Source organism: Bradyrhizobium sp. SZCCT0148 (assembly GCF_018129985.1).
GTDB lineage: Bacteria > Pseudomonadota > Alphaproteobacteria > Rhizobiales > Xanthobacteraceae > Bradyrhizobium > Bradyrhizobium japonicum_H.
Map to the genome: position 1 here is coordinate 879,237 of NZ_JAFCKT010000001.1, position 18,835 is coordinate 898,071.

19 protein-coding genes and 1 tRNA gene are annotated in these 18,835 nt (G+C 64.0%); 9 read left to right on the forward strand and 11 right to left on the reverse strand.

The window, feature by feature from the left end; genetic code table 11:
- Window positions 1–280 precede the first annotated feature (280 nt).
- Window positions 281–985, forward strand: coding sequence for a hypothetical protein (locus JQ580_RS04235; protein ID WP_212278445.1), 705 nt, complete (start codon window positions 281–283; stop codon window positions 983–985).
- Between the two features lie 58 nt (window positions 986–1,043).
- Here the strand turns inward: JQ580_RS04235 and JQ580_RS04240 are convergent, their stop codons facing one another.
- Window positions 1,044–1,286: a hypothetical protein gene (locus tag JQ580_RS04240; protein WP_212278446.1), complete on the reverse strand. Its 243-nt coding sequence runs from the start codon at window positions 1,284–1,286 to the stop codon at window positions 1,044–1,046.
- A 206-nt stretch (window positions 1,287–1,492) separates the two neighbouring features.
- Here JQ580_RS04240 and JQ580_RS04245 point away from each other — a divergent pair, with 206 nt between their 5' ends.
- The gene (locus tag JQ580_RS04245; protein WP_212278447.1) at window positions 1,493–1,705 is read left to right on the forward strand and encodes a hypothetical protein; all 213 of its coding nucleotides are present in this window, start codon (window positions 1,493–1,495) and stop codon (window positions 1,703–1,705) included.
- A 41-nt stretch (window positions 1,706–1,746) separates the two neighbouring features.
- Here JQ580_RS04245 and JQ580_RS04250 read toward each other — a convergent pair whose 3' ends face one another.
- Together JQ580_RS04250 and JQ580_RS04255 are read right to left on the reverse strand one after the other, a co-directional pair.
- Complete coding sequence (locus JQ580_RS04250) at window positions 1,747–1,917, reverse strand: hypothetical protein (protein ID WP_199581004.1); 171 nt, start codon at window positions 1,915–1,917, stop codon at window positions 1,747–1,749.
- A 1,039-nt stretch (window positions 1,918–2,956) separates the two neighbouring features.
- Entirely contained in the window at window positions 2,957–3,352 is a 396-nt protein-coding gene (locus tag JQ580_RS04255) for a response regulator (protein ID WP_212278448.1), read from the reverse strand.
- Window positions 3,353–3,672: 320 nt separating this feature from the next.
- On the opposite strand from JQ580_RS04255, the gene JQ580_RS04260 reads away from it, so the two are divergent.
- The gene (locus JQ580_RS04260) at window positions 3,673–4,191 is read left to right on the forward strand and encodes a protein phosphatase CheZ (protein WP_212279194.1); all 519 of its coding nucleotides are present in this window, start codon (window positions 3,673–3,675) and stop codon (window positions 4,189–4,191) included.
- 504 nt (window positions 4,192–4,695) lie between these two features.
- On the opposite strand, the gene JQ580_RS04265 is transcribed toward JQ580_RS04260, so the two are convergent.
- A complete protein-coding gene (locus tag JQ580_RS04265; RefSeq protein ID WP_212278449.1) occupies window positions 4,696–5,154 on the reverse strand; it encodes a hypothetical protein in 459 nt (152 codons plus the stop codon).
- Here JQ580_RS04265 and JQ580_RS04270 point away from each other — a divergent pair.
- Window positions 5,144–5,329 carry a hypothetical protein gene (locus JQ580_RS04270; RefSeq protein ID WP_212278450.1) on the forward strand — a complete coding sequence of 62 codons (186 nt, stop codon included), beginning with the start codon at window positions 5,144–5,146 and terminating at the stop codon, window positions 5,327–5,329. The genes JQ580_RS04265 and JQ580_RS04270 overlap by 11 nt on opposite strands.
- A gap of 15 nt (window positions 5,330–5,344) precedes the next feature.
- Here JQ580_RS04270 and JQ580_RS04275 read toward each other — a convergent pair.
- The 3 genes from JQ580_RS04275 to JQ580_RS04285 all read right to left on the reverse strand — a co-directional run bounded on the left by JQ580_RS04275 (window position 5,345) and on the right by JQ580_RS04285 (window position 9,288).
- Window positions 5,345–5,420 (reverse strand) — tRNA-Lys (locus tag JQ580_RS04275).
- A gap of 384 nt (window positions 5,421–5,804) precedes the next feature.
- Entirely contained in the window at window positions 5,805–8,480 is a 2,676-nt protein-coding gene (locus JQ580_RS04280; protein ID WP_212278451.1) for a glycosyltransferase, read from the reverse strand.
- Between the two features lie 214 nt (window positions 8,481–8,694).
- Window positions 8,695–9,288, reverse strand: coding sequence for a beta-1-3, beta-1-6-glucan biosynthesis protein (locus JQ580_RS04285; RefSeq protein WP_212278452.1), 594 nt, complete (start codon window positions 9,286–9,288; stop codon window positions 8,695–8,697).
- A 329-nt stretch (window positions 9,289–9,617) separates the two neighbouring features.
- On the opposite strand from JQ580_RS04285, the gene JQ580_RS04290 reads away from it, so the two are divergent.
- On the forward strand, window positions 9,618–11,177 hold the full coding sequence (locus JQ580_RS04290; protein ID WP_311982064.1) for a glycoside hydrolase family 17 protein: 1,560 nt from the start codon (window positions 9,618–9,620) through the stop codon (window positions 11,175–11,177).
- On the opposite strand, the gene JQ580_RS04295 is transcribed toward JQ580_RS04290, so the two are convergent.
- The 3 genes from JQ580_RS04295 to JQ580_RS04305 all read right to left on the reverse strand — a co-directional run bounded on the left by JQ580_RS04295 (window position 11,137) and on the right by JQ580_RS04305 (window position 13,195).
- Window positions 11,137–11,517, reverse strand: coding sequence for a hypothetical protein (locus JQ580_RS04295; protein WP_212278453.1), 381 nt, complete (start codon window positions 11,515–11,517; stop codon window positions 11,137–11,139). The two genes, JQ580_RS04290 and JQ580_RS04295, sit on opposite strands and share 41 nt — an antisense overlap.
- Before the next feature lie 80 nt (window positions 11,518–11,597).
- Complete coding sequence (locus JQ580_RS04300) at window positions 11,598–11,753, reverse strand: hypothetical protein (RefSeq protein ID WP_212278454.1); 156 nt, start codon at window positions 11,751–11,753, stop codon at window positions 11,598–11,600.
- A 101-nt stretch (window positions 11,754–11,854) separates the two neighbouring features.
- Complete coding sequence (locus tag JQ580_RS04305; protein ID WP_212278455.1) at window positions 11,855–13,195, reverse strand: hypothetical protein; 1,341 nt, start codon at window positions 13,193–13,195, stop codon at window positions 11,855–11,857.
- Between the two features lie 171 nt (window positions 13,196–13,366).
- On the opposite strand from JQ580_RS04305, the gene glmU reads away from it, so the two are divergent.
- Window positions 13,367–14,722: a bifunctional UDP-N-acetylglucosamine diphosphorylase/glucosamine-1-phosphate N-acetyltransferase GlmU gene (gene glmU / locus JQ580_RS04310; RefSeq protein ID WP_212278456.1), complete on the forward strand. Its 1,356-nt coding sequence runs from the start codon at window positions 13,367–13,369 to the stop codon at window positions 14,720–14,722.
- Window positions 14,723–14,728: 6 nt separating this feature from the next.
- Here glmU and JQ580_RS04315 read toward each other — a convergent pair whose 3' ends face one another.
- A complete protein-coding gene (locus tag JQ580_RS04315) occupies window positions 14,729–14,938 on the reverse strand; it encodes a hypothetical protein (protein WP_212278457.1) in 210 nt (69 codons plus the stop codon).
- Window positions 14,939–15,159: 221 nt separating this feature from the next.
- On the opposite strand from JQ580_RS04315, the gene glmS reads away from it, so the two are divergent.
- From glmS to JQ580_RS04330, 3 genes are all read left to right on the forward strand, one after another.
- Window positions 15,160–16,986, forward strand: coding sequence for a glutamine--fructose-6-phosphate transaminase (isomerizing) (gene glmS, locus JQ580_RS04320; protein ID WP_212278458.1), 1,827 nt, complete (start codon window positions 15,160–15,162; stop codon window positions 16,984–16,986).
- 84 nt (window positions 16,987–17,070) lie between these two features.
- Window positions 17,071–17,841, forward strand: a complete 771-nt coding sequence (locus JQ580_RS04325; protein WP_212278459.1) for a DUF502 domain-containing protein — start codon at window positions 17,071–17,073, stop codon at window positions 17,839–17,841.
- A gap of 103 nt (window positions 17,842–17,944) precedes the next feature.
- The gene (locus tag JQ580_RS04330; RefSeq protein ID WP_212278460.1) at window positions 17,945–18,802 is read left to right on the forward strand and encodes an NAD(P)-dependent oxidoreductase; all 858 of its coding nucleotides are present in this window, start codon (window positions 17,945–17,947) and stop codon (window positions 18,800–18,802) included.
- Window positions 18,803–18,835: the final 33 nt, after the last annotated feature.

Below are 18,835 nucleotides of genomic sequence, written 5' to 3' on the forward strand. Positions count from 1 at the left end.
ACAACCCCATGCACAGTAGCTAAGTGCTGCTGGTGCAAGGCTTTTTGAATCGGGGTTGAGCGGCGCGTTTGCTCCGTCGGGCAAAACAGCATTTGTCTGCGTGGCGCCTCCGCTGCTCGCATGATCTCCGTAGTCGGCCGGGGTTCGCGGGCCCTGCCGCTAACGTGGAATTAATCCGAAATGCTCACAATTTTAGACAGTTGTGTAAGGGTGCTGCGTACAAAGGGTCGTCGCGAGGACGGTTCAGGGGCGGCTTCCTGTTGCTCGCTCACTGGGGTCAATGCAGATGACCGCGACTTTCGAAACGCAAAGCTTCGCCGAAGAGCTCGACGCCGCAGCCCTCGCGGCTGCCGCATCGGCGGACCAACCCGAAATCTCCGAAGCTCCGCCTCTGCTCAAGCGGTCCAGCCGCAAGTCGATCCTGGTCCTGTCGGTGTGTGCTCTCGCCATCAACGGTGCAGCGGCGATCTACACCTCGCCGACCGATTTTCGGTCGCTGAGCGCCGACAGCCTGGCGGAGCTGCTTCCACGTCTGCAAACGCCCGTACCGAAACCGGATCCCGTGGTGGCGGCCTTGAAGGACATTCAGGCGGCCCAGCAGCAGCACACCGCGTTGCTGCAACAGAACAATCAGGTATCGGATCAGAACTCGGTCTTGCTGCAGCAGGATTCGATGGTGCTGCTGTCGCTGCGGCAGAGCATCACGGAGGAGCGGGTCGACGTGAGGAAGATCTCGTCGCAATTGTCGGCGCTGGTGGCGAAGATCGACAATTTGCAAAACACGGTGACGTCGGACGTCACCTCGTCCGTCCGGCGCGCGCATGCGCGCTACGGGCTGCCCGCCGCGATGCGCAAGCGGATGGCAAGGGACGTTCGGGATGTTCGGGACGTTCGGGAAATTCGGGACGTAAAGCCCCTGGGTCCCGTTTCGGTCGGAGGCGCGCCGCTGACCGTGCCGGCCGCGACGGCGGGTCCCGAAAGCTGACGAGCGCTTCCTGATCGAGAGAGGCTGAACCGGGTGGTCCGGGAGGCCTGACAGCCCGTCACTTCGCGGCGTGGTCGATCTTGTGCTGCAGATGGCCGGTGTCGTGATCGCGGCGCAACTGGCTCAGCGACGTCTCGTTCAGCTGAACCAGGACCTCGCTCAGTTGCGCCGTGTCGGGATAGCCGGCTGCAAAGCCCCGTCCGTAAATCTTGCGCAGCGTGCCGACCAGCGTGTTGCCGTGCTTCTTGCTGATTGCGCCATCCTTGTCGCGGTGGCGGCCATCCAGGCCCGGTTCTTTCATGGTTCGCTCCCTGTGCGGCGTCTCGAGCGCCTCGCGCGAGCCTGCTCCCAAACGCGTTGACTGGCAATGGCGCGCGGCAGTTGAAGGCTGCTGGGGCAAGCGCAGGTGCTCGCGCCTCTCTCCAACTCGTGAAGCCGCGCTCGGTTGTGGCGCGACGCTCGGCTCATCAGATCACAGCGGGCGATTGCTCGATTGGAGTTGCTGCGATGCGGTCTCTATCCGCCATGGGTCTGTTGCTGGTGCTGTGCAGTTCCGCAAGCGCGGCAAACGTGCATCACGCCCGCGCGCGTCATCCCGCAGTGGACCGGCCGCACGCGAGCGGAGCGCCGCCGGTGCGCTTCGCCGTCCCCGGCTGGAGCGACGAGGCCACGGCGCGCTGGCTGAACAAAGCCTCGTCAAACGTCGGCCGGGGCGGTTAGCCGCGGAGAAGGGCGCTGGGCGATGCTCGAATGGCGAGGGGCTAGGCGGCCTGCTCTTCGAACGAGGTGTAGACCCGGCCGGCGGGATCGACGACTTGGACGTCCCTGCAACCGTCCCGGACAAGCTCTCTGGCTTTCTTGAGGGCGGCTTCGAGTGACAGCCGCTTGAGGCTGACGACGCCCGCCGTGTCGAAACCGTTGATTTCAAACATGCAGTTCCCTCCGGTTTTGGTGAATCCTACACGTTTCCGGCGGGTTGTCAGCGGGTTTTTAGGAAGGTTTTTGGAATGGCTGCGGATGCCAGGCACTCGCAGCGTGCGGCAGTTGAGCCCACCGTCACCACAGTCATTGCGAAAGTCATCACGGCAAGTCCGCCTCAAGCCAGCGGGATCGTGTCCACCCGCCGACAGGGACGACACTGATAGGCATGCTCGCCGGGAAGCGTGAAGATGGCCGGCAGCGTGGCCAAGAACGTCATCGGCCGTCTGCACTTGGAGCAGATCAGAACGGGCGGACTGTCCTTCGCTACGCAAGCCATCGCCAACATGCCCGGTGGGGTAGGGCACAATAGGCGAAGGCTGTGCGGAGTTCATCTCGGGGCGACTACTGGGCGCTATCGGAAATTGGCGCGTTTGCGACGGGCTCGGGTGCGCGGCGTCGCAAGACGAGGCAACATGAAATGATAGAAGATAAGTGCACTGTCACCGTTATCCCCGTTATCCATTGAGAGGGATTGGCAACGGCGTGGGGAGGAGGGCGGAGTCTTGCAGACGGGCGGATCGTCCCGAAGCGCCCGACGCGCTGCTGCTCAGCGCGGACTTGTGCGGAAAACTATTGTGGCTCGGTCGGCTTGTCTCGCTCATGGCTTTCGGCGTCGGCTGCCGCGCACGCGTCCATGCCATGGCATCTGCTGAAATAGTAACGAGCCCCCGCGACGACTGCGCCAACGATCACCACGGAAACCAGCAGGACAATCATCTTTCGTCGATTTGACATTCATGACTTTCTTATCAAACCGGATTTGCGATGACAGCACCTTACAGGTTGCTGAATTTGGCCGGATTTAATGCGCCTTGCTGCTCATGGCAAACAACCATCGGGTCGCAATCCTGGGCCGGCGGCGCGGTATCCGCGGGGATTGTAAATTCTCGAAACTGGCAGCGGCGACGACCGTCACGGCGAAGGAGGGATCGCAAGGCAGGCGACGATTCTTCACCGGATCCGATGGCAGCGCATCCAGCATTGGCTCGACTAGGCGCCTGCCATCTCGGGAAAGACGGCCTCGATCTTGGTTTTCAGCGTGGCGGCGTTGAACGGCTTGACGATATAGTTGTTCACGCCCGCCTTCTTGGCGGCAATGACGTTCTCGGTCTTCGATTCCGCCGTGATCATGATGAACGGCGTGGTGGCGAGATTGGTGTCGGCGCGGACCTCCCGCAGCAAGTCATAGCCGGTCATCGGCTCCATGTTCCAGTCCGAGATGACCAGGCCGTATTTCTTTGCGCGCATCTTGTTGAGTGCGGCCGATCCATCGCTGGCGTCGTCGACATTCTCGAAGCCGAGCTGCTTGAGGAGATTTCGGATGATGCGGATCATGGTGCTGTAGTCGTCCACCACCAAGACAGGCATCGACAGATCAACTGCCATCTTGCTCTCCTACGCAACGAAAACGCACATTCGGGACAGATTGCTTAGGCCCGGTCAAGCCGCTCCGAGGACTAACATCGGTCCTTAAACAGGGCGTTAACTGCTGTATCAGTCGCTCTCCGTCGAACCAATGAGACATGAGAGAAGAGAATATCTTTCGCAGAGGGAGGCGACCTTACCGCTTATTAACGACCGCTTGCTTTGGTGGTCGACGAGAGTTGAGAGCGCGAAAATGCATCCACTCATTCGAAACTTCCTTTTTAAGCCACCATAGATTGCTGTGGCACACGAACGACAAGTCGCCACCGCCGGGGATTATGATGATTACGCCGCAAGAAGAGAGGGTGCTGAAAACGCATCTGGTCGAGATGTTCGGCCACATCAGCAGCATGCGGCGGGAATTCGCCGCTCTTCAAGGCAACAGCAAGGGCAGTTTCGCGACGATGACAGACACCCTCGACGCGATCGTCGAGAATACGGAGGCAGCCGGGAACGCGATCCTCGAAAGCATGGAGGCGATCGGCGCCAGCGTCGCGAAGTTGCAGGGCGTCGACGAGCCGACCGTTGCAGCGGTATGCGGCGAGATCGTCGATAGCACGAATAACGTGTTCGAGGCCTGCGCGTTTCAGGACCTCACAGGTCAACGGATCACGCGGGTCGTCAAGTCGCTTCAGTTCATGGAAGACCACATCAACAGGCTGGTCCGGATGTGGGGAAAAGAGGAGCTGGCGCGGATGGCCTCCGAGCTTGCTGTTCCAAGCGCACCGAACTTGATGGAGGGTCCGAAGCGGCCCGGCGTGGCGATTTCCCAGGACGACATCGACAAGCTGTTCGCGTGAGCTGCAATATCCTCTGAGCTGCGGTTACCCGGGCTTTTCGGCTGTCAGACTTCGATCAGATCACCAGCGAGCAATTTCTGGCTGATCGGAGTCGCGCGCAAGTACGCCCTTTTTGTTCATCTTCGCTATTCGTACAGAAGCTTGACCCCGAAAATATGGTCAGTGTTTGGTGAGTGCGCTGGGGCTCGAACCAAGTTACGGGGACAGTGCACTTAACCCAGCCCGAGCCTCATCACGTCCTACAAATTAAATGCACTGTCACCGCAATACCCAATTGCCCAATTCAACATCGCTTGATGTCGTCATCTGACAAATTGGCGAGCGAGCGGCCGCGATCCATGTAGGATTCGCGACTTCGGCCCCAAAAGAATGAAAATGGAATTGGCGATGCGCGCGGTTTCTCCGAGGTGTCCAAAGTCGTAGCTCGATGCGGACAGTCTCAAAGCTCCGTGCTGATTCAAAAAGGCCCGGAGAAGCCCGAATCTGGTTCGCTTCAGCATTGGCTTACTTGCCGGGCATTCGGTTAAAGGTGTAGGGCGCCTCGGTGTTGTGCCTGCACTTGGGGCACTCATAGACAGCGCGCGAACCACCATCGCGGCCGGTATTACCGACCGTCAGCATCGGAACTGGGGGAAATTCGCATTTGCAAAGCTGGTAACCCAGCGCCTGAGCAACCTCTGCTTCCGCGATCGCTGCCGCCTTTGCTGCCTTGTCGAGCGCGGCATCGATGAGTTCGCCCTCCCGCGACGGCGCGTCACCGCTGTCACGCAGGTCGTGGAGCATTCCGATAGCAGAGCGGAGACCGTCAAAGATTCCTTTGAACGCCGCGGCTCCTTGGGACCAAGTATTCGGATCGTCAATCGGCATGATCGATTCCCTCTTTGCGACCAGTATCGCCGCGGTTCGCGCTTGACGGAAGGCGTCGCGCCGGATGGAGCGGATCTGCCGGGACTTGACCGACAAGACTCCTTTGCCGGAGGAGCGGACAGGCCTGCTCGAGATGGCCGAGAACTACCGAGCCGCGGCCGTCAGCGTGCGTGACCGGCATATATCTCGGCGCGCCGCGCGTGCGCGTAGTCAATTTGCCAACACGGTGCCGACACAGAAATTATTCAAGCAGGATGGCGATTCGCGCTAAGTCATTGATTTGGCTTGGTGAGCGCGCTGGGGCTCGAACCCAGGACCCCGTGATTAAAAGTCACGTGCTCTACCGGCTGAGCTACGCGCTCCCATGGCCGCTGATGGCTTCAAGACGATCGCCATCGTGTTCGGACATTCGAGAAGCATGTCTTGCCGCTTCGCTTTGTGGGCGTCGCGGGGAAAACCGGCTGTTTCCGGATCATGCTTTCGGCCCGCGCTGTGTAGGGGGATGGGGCGCTGAGGTCAATAGCGGGAGTGGCTGCCGAAAGTCGCGGCAGGGGCGGGGATTTGCTTGCTGTCTCCGCTGCTTAGGCCAGGGCTCTCAACTTGATTGTCGAGCTGTCATCCACTCTGAACTGTCGAGGTCAGCGAAGGAGCTCGACCTCCATGGTGCGAGACGTCCGCTTTGGCGGGCTTCTCACCATGAGGGCCCGCCGGGAGCTGGCGTCTCGAAGGATGGCCGCAAGGCGAGGTCAGCCCGTCACCTTCGTCTCTCGCCGCACCTCGTTCGTCACGGCTTGCGGTGCGCCGACGGGGGGCAGCGCGACCGGGCGCAGGCCGATCAGCTCGGCGGTGCGGATCGCGCTGTCGTGCCAGAACTGGAACGAGTTGATGCGGCTGAGCTCGAGGATGGCGATCGCAACCGCGGCCAGGAACGGCAGGCTCTGCAGCACCAGCACGCCTGCGAAGATGTAGATCTCGGTGATCTGGCGGAAGCTGTTGCTGGCGATCAGGACGCCGGAGCCGATTAGCAAGAGGGCGCCGATCACGGCCTCCCAGAACGCCTGGAACTCGATCGACATCCGGCTCAGGCCGCCCTTGGAGGTGCGGGCGAAGGCGATGTGCTCGGTGATGAGGCCCTGCGCCACCGCGCGCGACACCGTCCACTGCACGCTCATCGCGGCGATCATGGCACCCAGCATCTGCCCGGGCTTGATGGCGACGCGGGCGCGGTACATCGACAGGAAGTGCGCCAGCGAGACCACGAAGGCACCGATGATCGGCAGCGTCAGGATCTTGTCGGGAATGGCGATGTCGGCGAAGGCGACGATCGGCACCCAGACGAGGTTGAGCAGCGCCACGACCACGCCGAGGCTTTCGGCGCCCAGCCAGTTCAGCCAGCCGAGGCCGTATTCGCGCTTCTGGTCGGCGGTCAGCCGGCTCGCGCCGGGCAGGAAGCGGCGCCAGTGCTTCTTGACGATCTGCAGGCCGCCATAGGCCCAGCGGTGGCGCTGCTTCTTGAAGGCCTCGTAGGTGTCGGGCAGCAGGCCCGCGCCGTAGCGGGTGTTGGTGTAGTGCGTGGTCCAGCCGAGTTCCTGGATGGCGAGGCCGAGATCTGAATCCTCGCAGATCGTGTCGGACGACCAGCCGCCGGCCATGTCCATCGCGGCCCGGCGGATCAGGCACATCGTGCCGTGCACGATGACGGCGTTGAGCTCGTTGCGCTGGACCATGCCGATGTCGAAGAAGCCGGCATATTCGCCGTTCATGATGTAGTGCATGATCGACAGATCGCCGTCGCGGTGCTCCTGCGGCGCCTGCACGAGGCCGACGCGCGGATCGGCGAAGGCGGGCACGAGATCCTTCAGCCAGTCGGGCTCGACGACGTAGTCGGCATCGAGGATGCCGATGATCTCGGCATCGACGGCGGTGCGGTCCATCGCGATGCGCAGCGCGCCGGCCTTGAAGCCCTGCACCTTCTCGGCATTGATGAACTTGAAGCGTTCACCGAGCGCGCGGCAATGGTCCTGGATCGGCTGCCAGAACGCGGGGTCCGGCGTGTTGTTGATGATGACCACGCATTCGTAGTTGGGATAATTCAGCCGCGCCAGCGCATCCAGCGTCTGCTTGAGCATGTCGACCGGCTCGAAATAGGCCGGGATGTGAATCGAGACCTTCGGGAAGTAGCCTTCGGGAACGTTTGCGACCGGCTTGTCCTTCGTGATCAGCCGCTGCGGCGGCCGCCCGAAGGCGACCGCGGCGATCTCGTCGATGCGCGCCATCGCAATCAGCACCAGCGGAACAAGCAGGATCATGCCGAGAGTCAGCGCGAAGGCCGAGCCGAAGATGAAGTAGTGGCTGTTCCAGAACGCGAACACGGTTGCGGCCCAGGCGCCGACGCCGTTGGCGCTCGCCGACAGCAGGAAGGCCTGCTTCGCGGTCGGCTTTTCGATCCGCAGGATCGGCAGCGACAGCAGGATGCCGACCAGCAGCGCGATGCCCATCAGCTTCCAATAATCAGGATTCTCGACCGGACCGGTCCAGGAGAATTTCGGCTCGCGGCTGGCGTTGAGGATGCCCCAGTACGGACCGACGCCGCCTTCGAAGAACTTCCAGGGCTGATCGATCGCCTCGACGATGTTGTATTCCATGCCGATGGCTTCGGCGCGGTTGACGAAGTTGCGCAGGATCAGCGCCTGCTGGAACGGACCCGGATCGGCGTTGCGCAGATTGTAGCCCTGGCTCGGCCAGCCGAACTCGGCGATCACGATGCGCTTGCCGGGAAACAGGTTGCGCAGGAGATTGTAGCGATCGACGGCCTGGTCGACCGCCTGGTCCGAGCGGAAGTTTTCCCAGTACGGCAGCACGTGGGCGGCGATGAAGTCGACATTGGAGCCGAGGTCGGGATTGTCGCGCCAGATGTTCCAGATCTCGCCGGTGGTGACGGGCACGCGGACCGAGCCCTTCACCTTCTTGATCATGTCGATGAGGTCTTCGACCTTCTGCTCGCCGCGGTAGATCACCTCGTTGCCGACGACGACGCCGACGACGTTGCTGTTCTTGCGGGCGAGCTCGATCGCTGCCTTGATCTCGCGCTCGTTGCGATCCTTGTCCTTGTCGATCCACGCACCGACGGTGACCTTGATGCCGAACTCGGCCGCGATCGGCGGCACCAGTTCCACGCCGCCGGTGGACGAGTAGAGTCGGATGGCGCGCGTCATCGTCGACAGCGTCTTCAGGTCGGCGCGGATTTTCTCGACGGACGGGATGTTGTCGATGTCGGGGTGGGCCGAGCCTTCGAACGGCGCGTAGGACACGCTGGGCAGCAGCCCCCTGAAGTCGGGCGCGGGTTCCTTGTCGCGCATGACTCCCCAGATGCCGGCGTGAAGCGCGGACACGAGCAACAAAACGGCGGCGACAACGCGCATCGCTAAACCAAAAGGGGCTGAGGGGGCAGGGAAGCGGATCCGACCCCGAGATCCGACCAAGTCCGCGGCAAAGGGAGCATACCTCTGCCGCGCGGTTTCACAACTGTCATGGTCTCATGTCCTTATAAGGGCATGGCCTTTTCGAGAAGACGCGCGGCAGTGCCGACCGTCTCTATCGCCGACCGATCCTGAACCACAGCTGAAACGATCGCGGCTATTTCGGGGGCGTGGGCGACGGACTTGCCGCCGGCGAGGGGCTCGCGGCCGGCTGCGGTGCCGGCGGATTGCCTGACGCAGCTGCTGCGGGCTGTGACGCCGCGGCCGCCGCCTGCTGCGGCTGGGCCGCCGGGTTGATCCAGCAGGCATGCACGCGGCTGTCCAGGGTTTCGGCGACCTTGGGATCGATCTGGCCGCCGAACCGGGTCAGGCAGCGGAACGCGGCCTGGATGTGCCCGCCGGGACAGCCGAAGCGGTCGTAGAGATCGAGATGGCGGAACGCGGTATCGAGGTCGTCCCGCCACATCAGCCGCACCACGCGCCGGCCGAGCCAGACGCATTCGGGATTGCCGGCCGGGCCGTTGATGACCTGGGCGGCCTCGGCGAACTCGTCGGTGCGGCGCTGGTTCTGGGCAGCGTCCTTGGCGGCGTCAGCGGGCTGGGCGGCGGCCTTGCCTTGCTCTGGGGCGGGCGTGCCGCTCTGCGCGGACGCGCCACCGAGAGCGGCGAAAACGAGAAGGCAGGAGACGGCCAGCGTGGCGGCGAACTGCCGCAGGACCGCATTTCGTGACTCGAACACCCGTTGCCGCATGAATTCCCCAATGTATCCGCTGCCCGTCCGCGTCAGGATCCCGCGGACGCGCCGGTGATGGCGTCCAAATGGGTCTCCAATGCGGCGGAAAAGTCTTTCGGAGTCCATGACCTGAATTTGGAATTTTGTCCAGCAAAGTCACGATGCTAGGTGACGGTCGCACGGTCGCGGCCGGATTGCCGCAGGGTTGGAGCGGATCGGCATCGGGACACCCCCTTGGCAGACGGCGTGCAAGCAGGTAATCGACGGACCCTTCGCGGAGGACGGAACCGATTTCTCTTCGTACGCCACTGGCGCTTCTGATCGTTTCACTGGGTGCGATTGCTGCCGTGTGGTGGTGGTTGGCGACGCCGATCACACTCGCGCGCGCCCCGATCGATCCCGCCGAGAAGGTGCAATGCGTCTCCTACGCACCGTTCCGCGGCGAGCAGACGCCGCTGGAGGCGTGGACTCATATCGAGGCCGAGCAGATCGAGCAGGATCTGCGCCAGTTGAAGGAAATCACCGACTGCGTCCGCACCTATTCGATGGAGAACGGGCTCGACCAGGTGCCGGCGATCGCCGCCAAGGTCGGCGGGCTGAAAGTGCTGCAGGGCATCTGGCTTTCCAGCAACCGCACCAAGAACCTGGAGCAGGCCGCGCTCGCCGTTCGGCTCACCAAGGAATTCCCCGGCATCATCACCGCGCTCATCGTCGGCAACGAGGTGTTGCTGCGCGGTGAGATGACGACGGCGGATCTCGTCTCGATCATCCGCTCGGTGAAGACGCAGGTCAGCGTGCCCGTCACCTATGCCGACGTCTGGGAGTTCTGGCTGAAGAACCGCGAGGTCTATGACGCCGTCGACTTCGTCACCATCCACATCCTGCCGTATTGGGAGGATTTTCCGGTCAAGGCGAAGTTCGCCTCCGCCCATGTCGAGGCGATCCGCGAGCGCATGGCGGTGGCGTTTCCCGGCAAGGAGATCCTGATCGGCGAGACCGGCTGGCCGAGCGAGGGGCGCATGCGCGACGGGGCGCTGCCGTCACGCACCAACCAGGCGCGGGTGGTCTCGGAAATCCTGGCTCTGGCGAAGGCGCAGAAGTTTCGCGTCAACCTGATCGAGTCCTACGACCAGCCGTGGAAGCGCAAGCTGGAGGGCACCGTCGGCGGCTATTGGGGCCTGTACGATTCTGTGCGCCGGACCCTAAAATATCCGCCGGGCCAGCCGATCAGCAATTTCCCGTACTGGAAATGGTACATGGGCGCCGGCATGGCTCTTTGCGTGCTGGTGTTCGCGGTGGCGATGATCACGCTGCGCCGTCGGCCGTGGACGCCGCGCGTCTCGGCCTGGCTCGGGGTCGCCATCTCGGCGACGACGGCGGGCAGCCTGCTCGGGATCGGCGCCGACAAGATGTTTTACGAGAGCTACGGCATCGGCGGCTGGCTGCTCTGGGGCGCGCTGCTAGCCGCCGGAATCCTGTCGCCGATCTTCTGCGCGCAGGCGATGGTGATCGGCCGCAGCCTTCCGACCTTCCTCGATCTGCTCGGCCCGCGCGAGGGCCGCAAATGGTCGAAGCTTACCGCCGTGCTCGGCCTGACCCTCGCGGTGACGGCGGTGATCGCGGCCGCCACTGCGCTCGGTTTCGTGTTCGACCCGCGCTACAAGGATTTCCCCTACGCCGCGCTGACGATGGCGGTGGTGCCGTTCGCGCTTTTGATGCTGAACCGTCCGCAGATCGGCCAGCGTCCGATCGCGGAATCGGTGTTCGCGGGCGTGCTGGCGCTGTCGGCCGTCTTCGTCCTGATCAACGAGGGCCGCGACAATTGGCAGTCGCTGTGGACCTGCACGATCTATCTGTTGTTCGCGCTCACGCTGTGGCGGGCGCGGGCCGAGCAAATCCAAGGATGAACAGGCCGATCGCCAGGCCCGACAGCACGACATTGTAGAGCACGATGCCGAGGCCGGCGGCGACGATGCCGACGGTGAGCAGCACGATCGACGGCCGCATCAGGTTCAGCGTCGCAACCACCAGCGCGACGATGCCGAACACCGAATTCTTGAACAGTACCGTCGAGACCGACCTCGCCTTGCACAGCAGCGTCTGCAGCCCGGCGTCGCAGGCGAGCGAGACCTGCGACAGCTCGATCGCGAGGTAGCGCACATAGAGCGCATAGCCGATCGAGGCGAAGCCGACGACGATCAGGAACTGGACCTGGTAGGGCGAAAGGCGGAAGGGCTTTTTTGTCATGGCGGCAATATGGTCGGGATGGCGCGGGCAGGCAACAGGGCTGGTGATGTTTCCGGTGATCCGGCTCGCGCGAGGCGTGGTCAGAGCCGGCTTTTCGTCGCCCGGTTTTGGTCCGCGAGCCGTCGCTCGTATGTCTCGGCCAATGCGAGCAGTCGCTTTCTGAGGTAGGGATCCGCCTTCTCTGCCAATTCCCGGATCAGCGCGAGTTGCTCCCGCAGAAACCTGGCGTCCGTCATCTTCGCTCCGAATCAAATCCGTCGCGGATACTGCCGTCTTACGCTGATCGCTTCCGTATCATTTGGTCTGCCCGTGATTTCAATCCGAGCCGGGGCGGAGACTAGCGGCGGAAGAACGACGTCAGTGTCGAGGCAGCAGACGCGGTCTCCGGCTTGGCCGGCGCGGGCGGGGCTGCAGGCGGCGGCGCGGGATCCTCGCGCCTCGACGAGCGTTTGGAGGAATAGCCGCGGCGGCGCTTGTCCGGCTTCTCGGGTTTTGCGACGGGTGCGGTTTCGGCTTGCGGGACCGCGTCCTGGTTCTTCTCGGCGTTCTTCTCCAAGACTCTGTCCTGGGACTTCTCTGGTCCCTTCTCCTGGCCCCCACGCAGCGACAGGCGCTGGCCGTCGAACACGGTGGTCTCGCAGTGACGGTCGCTCTCGGCGAGGCTCGCGCAGAATTTTGCGGCCGCCGCGGCGTTGACCAGCGGGCCGGCCCCCAAACGGAGCTGCATGCCAAGCCCGGTGGTGCCTTCCTTGATCATGATGATCGGCCGCAGCGCTGCGATCTCCGGATTGGATTTGCTCAGGCCGCGCCAGAGCGCGCGCAGGCCGTCGACTGAATTGGCACCGCCGAGGTCGATCGCGAAACGCGTCTGCTGAACCGCGATGGCGGGGGAGTCATTCTCGCTCGCCTCGGGTGTCTTCGTGGCTGCTGCGACGATCTCGGCCGGGGCGGGCGCCGGATCGGCCTTCTTCTCGGCGGCCTTCTCGCTTGTCTCGGTCTGAATCAATTTCGACGCGGCCGGATCGGGTGGCGCCATGATCGACTTGGAGGGCACCAGCGGAATCGTCGGCAGCGCAGAATTCGTTGCCAGCGGCTGGTGCGCGAGCGAGGCGGCGGCGGCCGTCTGCGGCGGCAGGCTCGACGGCTCCTTTGCAGTCTCCTTGACCGTGTCCTTGACAGCCTCGGTCCGCGACTTGTCGCCGGCGGAGGCGGGGGTCGATGCGACCGGCGCGACAGTGGGGGCTGTGGGCGCGGCATCCTGCGGCTTCGCAGCCTGCGGCGGCGTGGTGGGCTGCCTGGCGATGGCGCCGGTGACGGAATCGAGTCCTTGCTCCACAACGGTGACGCGGGAATAAAGCCGGTCGCGATCCGTGTTCAGCGTCTCGATGGCGGCCGCGAGCCGGCGGGCCTCGTTCTGGCTCTCCTTGGTCAGCGCCTGGAGCCGCTCCGCCTGACGCGCGAGATCGGCCGACGCAACCTGGTCGCGCCGCCAGCTGAGCTGGGACTGGTTGGCCATCACCGCGACGACGACGGCGCCCACGGCCGCCACGCCCCATGAACCCAGCCGCCACATCAAGCGGCGGTCGAACGCGCTTTCCTCGGCCACAAGTCCGGAGAACAGCCCGCCGGTCTCCTTGGTGCCGAAGGCATCCGCCAGTGGGTCGGAATCCTTTGCCATGAACGTTAAGTGCCCAGCCCTGTCCGGCTTCCCCGAATCAATCAGGGAACATTAACAGGAAAACCCCGTCGCACTTGAATTCCGGGCGTTTGCGGGGGTAGCAAGGCGGCAGCTTTTGAGGGCGGCCCGCCCGGCGCGCCAGTTGATTCGGCCTTATCTGACAGGATTTCGATGACCGCCCGTTCCAGCCTCACGATCGTGCTCGCCGCCGGCGAAGGCACGCGCATGCGCTCAAACCTGCCGAAAGTGTTGCATCCGGTTGCCCACCAGACCTTGCTTGCCCACGTCCTTGCCGCGGCACCCAAGGGAACCGGCACATCGCTTGCCGTCGTGATCGGCCCCGACCATCAGGCTGTCGCGGACGAGGCAAAGCGCATCAGGCCCGACGCGCTCACCTTCGTTCAGGCCGAGCGGCTCGGCACCGCGCATGCGGTGCTGGCGGCACGCGAAGCGATCGCGCGCGGCGTGGACGATCTCCTGATTGCGTTCGGTGATACGCCGCTGATTTCGGCCGAGACCTTTGCACGGCTGCGCGCGCCGCTCGCCAAGGGCGCCGCGATTGCCGCGCTCGGCTTCCGCGCGGCCGATCCCACCGGTTATGGCCGTTTCATCGTCGAGGGCGAACGCCTGGTCGCGATCCGCGAGCAGGCCGATGCGAGCGAGGCGGAGCGCAAGATCGATCTGTGCAACGCCGGCGTGATGGCGATCGACGGTCGCCGGGCGCTCGCGATCCTGGACAAGATCGGCAATGCGAATTCCAAGGGCGAATATTATCTGACCGACGCCGTCGGCATCGTCCGCGAGCAGGGATGGGGGTCCGTGGTGATCGAGACCAGCGAGGACGAAGTGCGCGGCATCAACACCAAGGCGCAGCTCGCCGAGGCCGAAGCCGTGATGCAGGAGCGCTTGCGGAAAGCGGCGATGGACACCGGCGTCACGCTGATCGCACCGGAGACCGTTCATCTTGCCGCCGACACCGTGTTCGGCAAGGACGTCACCATCGAGCCGTTCGTGGTGATCGGCCCCGGCGTGTCGATCGCCGACGGCACCGTGATCCATTCCTTTTCGCACATCGTGCAGACGACGCTGGGCAAGAACGTTTCGATCGGGCCCTATGCGCGCCTGCGGCCCGGCACCTCGCTCGGCGACGGCGCGCGCATCGGCAATTTCGTGGAGACCAAGGCGGCGACGCTCGAGGCCGGCGTGAAGGTCAATCATCTCTCCTACATCGGCGATGCCACGGTCGGCGCCAATTCCAACATCGGCGCCGGCACCATCACCTGCAACTACGACGGCTTCAAGAAGCACAAGACTGTCATCGGGAAGGGCGCCTTCGTCGGCACCAATTCGTCGCTGGTCGCACCCGTGAAGATCGGCAACGGCGCCTATATCGGCTCCGGGTCGGTGATCACGAAAGACGTGCCTGACGATGCCATGGCGCTGGAGCGCAGCCCGCAGACCATTCGCGAAGGTGGCGCCACGCGCTATCGCGAGCTGAAGACGGGCGGCACCAAGACCGAGAAATAAGCGGAGCTAGTCGTCGTCGGCGACTTCCGAGAACATCGCGCGCGTCAGGCGCCAGCCACGCGGCCTCGCTCGCTTGGCCGGTTCGCCGGCGGGCTGCGAAATCAATTCAGGCTTGCTCTGCTTGCCGCGCTCCATGGCGCGGATCGGCGGCGGCCAATGGGCAAGGCGCGTTCCGCCTGATCCAAGGCCTCCCTTATGGTCGGATGAACTGGTCATGACCTTGAGACTCCTGGCCCCGAACACTCCTGGCAACGAATCGTTCGCCAAATTCGTTGACACCAGGTTAATGCGGGAGAGGCTAAGGTCGGCTAAGTCGATCCAGGACCTGCTGTCTCAATCGGCAATAATTCTTGAGTATCTGGTTCGTTAGCAACTTCGCTAAAAACCGGGCGCGTCGTTTAGGCGATTTTTCGGCGATTTGGGGGTAAGTGATCCGCATGTGCGGGATTGTCGGCATTCTCGGGCGCGAACCGGTTGCAGAGCAGCTGGTGGATTCGCTCAAACGTCTTGAATATCGCGGTTACGACTCGGCGGGCGTCGCCACGCTCGAAGGCAAGCACCTCGAGCGCCGTCGCGCCGAAGGCAAGCTGAAAAATCTGGAAGCGCGGCTGCGCGCCGAACCGCTCCAGGGCACGACCGGCATCGGCCACACTCGCTGGGCCACCCACGGCAAGCCGACCGTCAACAACGCTCATCCGCACGCGACCGAGCGCGTCGCCGTGGTCCATAACGGCATCATCGAGAATTTCCGCGAGCTGCGCGCGGAGCTCGAGAAGAAGGGCACGGTGTTCCACACCGAGACCGATACCGAGATCGTGCTGCATCTCGTCGACGATCTCCTGACGCGCGGCAACAAGCCGGTCGAAGCGGTCAAGCTGGCGCTGGGGCGCCTGCGCGGCGCCTTCGCCCTCGGCTTCATCTTCGCCGGCGACGACGACCTGCTGATCGGCGCCCGCAACGGCCCGCCGCTGGCGATCGGCTATGGCGACGGCGAGATGTATCTCGGCTCGGATGCCATCGCGCTCGGCCCGTTCACCGACACGATCAGCTATCTCGAAGACGGCGACTGGGTGGTCCTGACCCGCAAGAGCGCCGATATCTTCGACAAGGACGGCAATTCCGTCCAGCGCGACAAGATCAAGCATGCCGCTTCGACCTCGCTGGTCGACAAGGCGAACTACCGCCACTTCATGGCGAAGGAGATCCACGAGCAGCCGGAAGTGGTCGGCCACACCCTGGCGCGCTACGTCGACATGGCGACCGAGCGCGTCTCGCTGCCGGTCAAGCTGCCGTTCGACTTCAAGGACATCCAGCGCATCAACATCACGGCGTGCGGCACCGCGAGCTATGCCGGCTACGTCGCCAAATACTGGTTCGAGCGCTTTGCGCGCGTGCCGGTCGAGGTCGATGTCGCCTCCGAATTCCGCTACCGCGAAGCGCCCTTGCGCAAGGGCGATCTCGCCATCTTCATCTCGCAGTCAGGCGAAACCGCCGACACGCTGGCGGCGCTGCGCTATGCCAAGGCCGAAGGCGTCCACACGATCGCCGTCGTCAACGTGCCGACCTCGACGATCGCCCGCGAGAGCGAGACCGTGCTGCAGACACTGGCCGGCCCCGAGATCGGCGTCGCCTCGACCAAGGCCTTCACCTGCCAGCTCATGGTGCTGGCGAACCTTGCGATCGCGGCCGGCAAGGCCCGCGGCGAATTGTCCGAGGAGGACGAGACGAAGCTGGTCCATGGCCTCGTCGAAGTCCCGCGCCTGATGGCGGATGCGCTCACCACCGAGCTGCAGATCGAAAAGCTCGCGCACAGGATCGCCAAGTCCCGCGACGTGCTCTATCTCGGCCGCGGCACCAGCTTCCCGTTGGCGCTCGAAGGCGCGCTGAAGCTGAAGGAGATCTCCTACATCCACGCCGAGGGCTATGCCGCCGGCGAGCTGAAGCACGGGCCGATCGCGCTGATCGACGAGACCATGCCTGTCGTCGTCATCGCGCCTTACGACCGGGTGTTCGAAAAGACGGTGTCCAACATGCAGGAGGTCGCCGCCCGCGGCGGCAACATCATCCTGATGACGGATGCAAAGGGCGCGGAAGAGGCGACCGTCGAATCCCTCGTCACCATCGTCATGCCCGACATGGCGGCGGCGTTCACCCCGATGGTCTATGCCATCCCCGTGCAACTGCTCGCCTATCACACGGCTGTCGTGATGGGGACCGACGTCGACCAGCCGCGCAACCTCGCGAAATCGGTGACCGTGGAATAGGCAGCCGGGATATCAGTCGGTCGCGGTCTTCCAAAACCTGCTAGAAGACCCTAGCTTGTCTGCTGCGACCGACCTGGAACCCGCATGAACCCCCGCGACGACGCGCCTGCGCCTATTGATCCGCTTCCGGAACCGCATACCGGCCTGATGGGCCGCTTCCGCAACTATTTTCTGACTGGCCTCGTGGTGACGGGGCCGATCGCGATCACCCTGTATCTGGTCTGGTGGTTCGTCACCTGGGTCGACGGTGTGGTGCGGCCGTTCGTGCCGCTGGCCTACCGTCCGGAAACCTATCTGCCGTACGTCATCCCCGGCTGGGGACTGGTTGTCGCATTCTTCACGCTGACCCTCGTCGGATTCCTCGCGGCCAATCTGATCGGCCGGACGCTGGTCGATGTCGGCGAGACGTTCCTCGGCCGGATCCCGGCGGTGCGCGCCATCTATCGTGGCCTGAAGCAGGTGTTCGAAACGCTGTTCTCTGGCAAGGGCTCGAGTTTCCGCAAAGTCGGCCTGGTCGAGTTTCCATCGCCGGGCATGTGGTCGATCGTGCTGATCTCGCAATCACCGAATGAAGAGGTCGCGCGCAGCCTGCCCGGGCAGGAGGAGCATGTATCGGTGTTCCTGCCGTGCTCGCCGAACCCGACGACGGGATTCTTCTTCTACGTGCCCAGGAGCAAGATCGTCGAGGTCGACATGAGCACCGAGGATGCGGCGACCCTGATCATGTCGGCCGGCGTGGTGCAGCCGGGCGCCGCGCCCGACCCGAAGAAAGCCGCCGCGCTCGCGGGCATGGCGAATGCCGCGCGCATCGCCAACGCGGCGGCGCTCCAGCCCGAGCCCGCGAAGGTGGAGTAGGGCCATTCCCCTGCGGGATGGCCGCGGTCACGCGCGCGTCGGCATCCTCTGCTAGTCTCCGATTGAGCGAGCGCCTCGCTCGGCGTTCGATCTGGAGTGCACGATGTCCAAGACCATTGCGATCCTCGCGCCCGGCGCCATGGGCAGCGCCGTCGCCCGCCGCCTCAGTGAGCATGGCGCGCGGGTGTTGACGTCGCTGGAAGGTCGGAGCGAGGCGACGCGCAAGCGCGCAGCAGAGGCCGGCATGGTCGGCGCCGACGACGATACGATCGCGGACGCCGACATCATCCTCTCGATCGTGCCGCCGGGCGAAGCGGTTGCGCTGGCCAAGCGGCTGGCGGCCCTGATCGTCAGGCGCGAGAAGAAGCCGGTCGTAGTCGATTGCAACGCGGTCAATGTCGATACCGTGCGTGCCATCGAGCAGATCATCGGCTCGGCGCAGGCCCCGTTCGTCGATGGCGGCATCATCGGCTTCCCGCCGCAGCCAGGGGCCAAGAGCCCGGCCTTCTACATGTCGGGCGAGCACGCCAGGGACGTCGCGGTGCTGAAGGATTTCGGCCTCGACGTCCGCATCGTCGAGGGCCCGGTCGGCGCGGCGTCCGCTCTGAAAATGTCCTACGCAGGCATCGTCAAGGGCCTCGCCGGAATCGGCTCGGCGATGGTGGTCGCGGCGACCAAAGCGGGCGCTGCGGACGCGTTGCGTGACGAACTGGCGCTGAGCCAGCCCGCCATCCTGGCGCGGCTCGAGGTCGCGCTGCCTGACATGATTCCGAAGGCTTATCGCTGGGTTGCCGAGATGCGGGAGATTTCCGGCTTTCTCGGCGCCGACCATCCCGCCAGCCAGATCTATGAGGGCTTCGCGCGCTGGTTCGAGCATCTGGCGGAGGACGCAAAGGGCGAGGCGGCGGATGCTGACCTGATGAAGGCCTTCGCTGCAGGAATCGCGCGGACGAAATCCTGACGTCGCCAACCCCATCTGCTATTGATCTTGCGG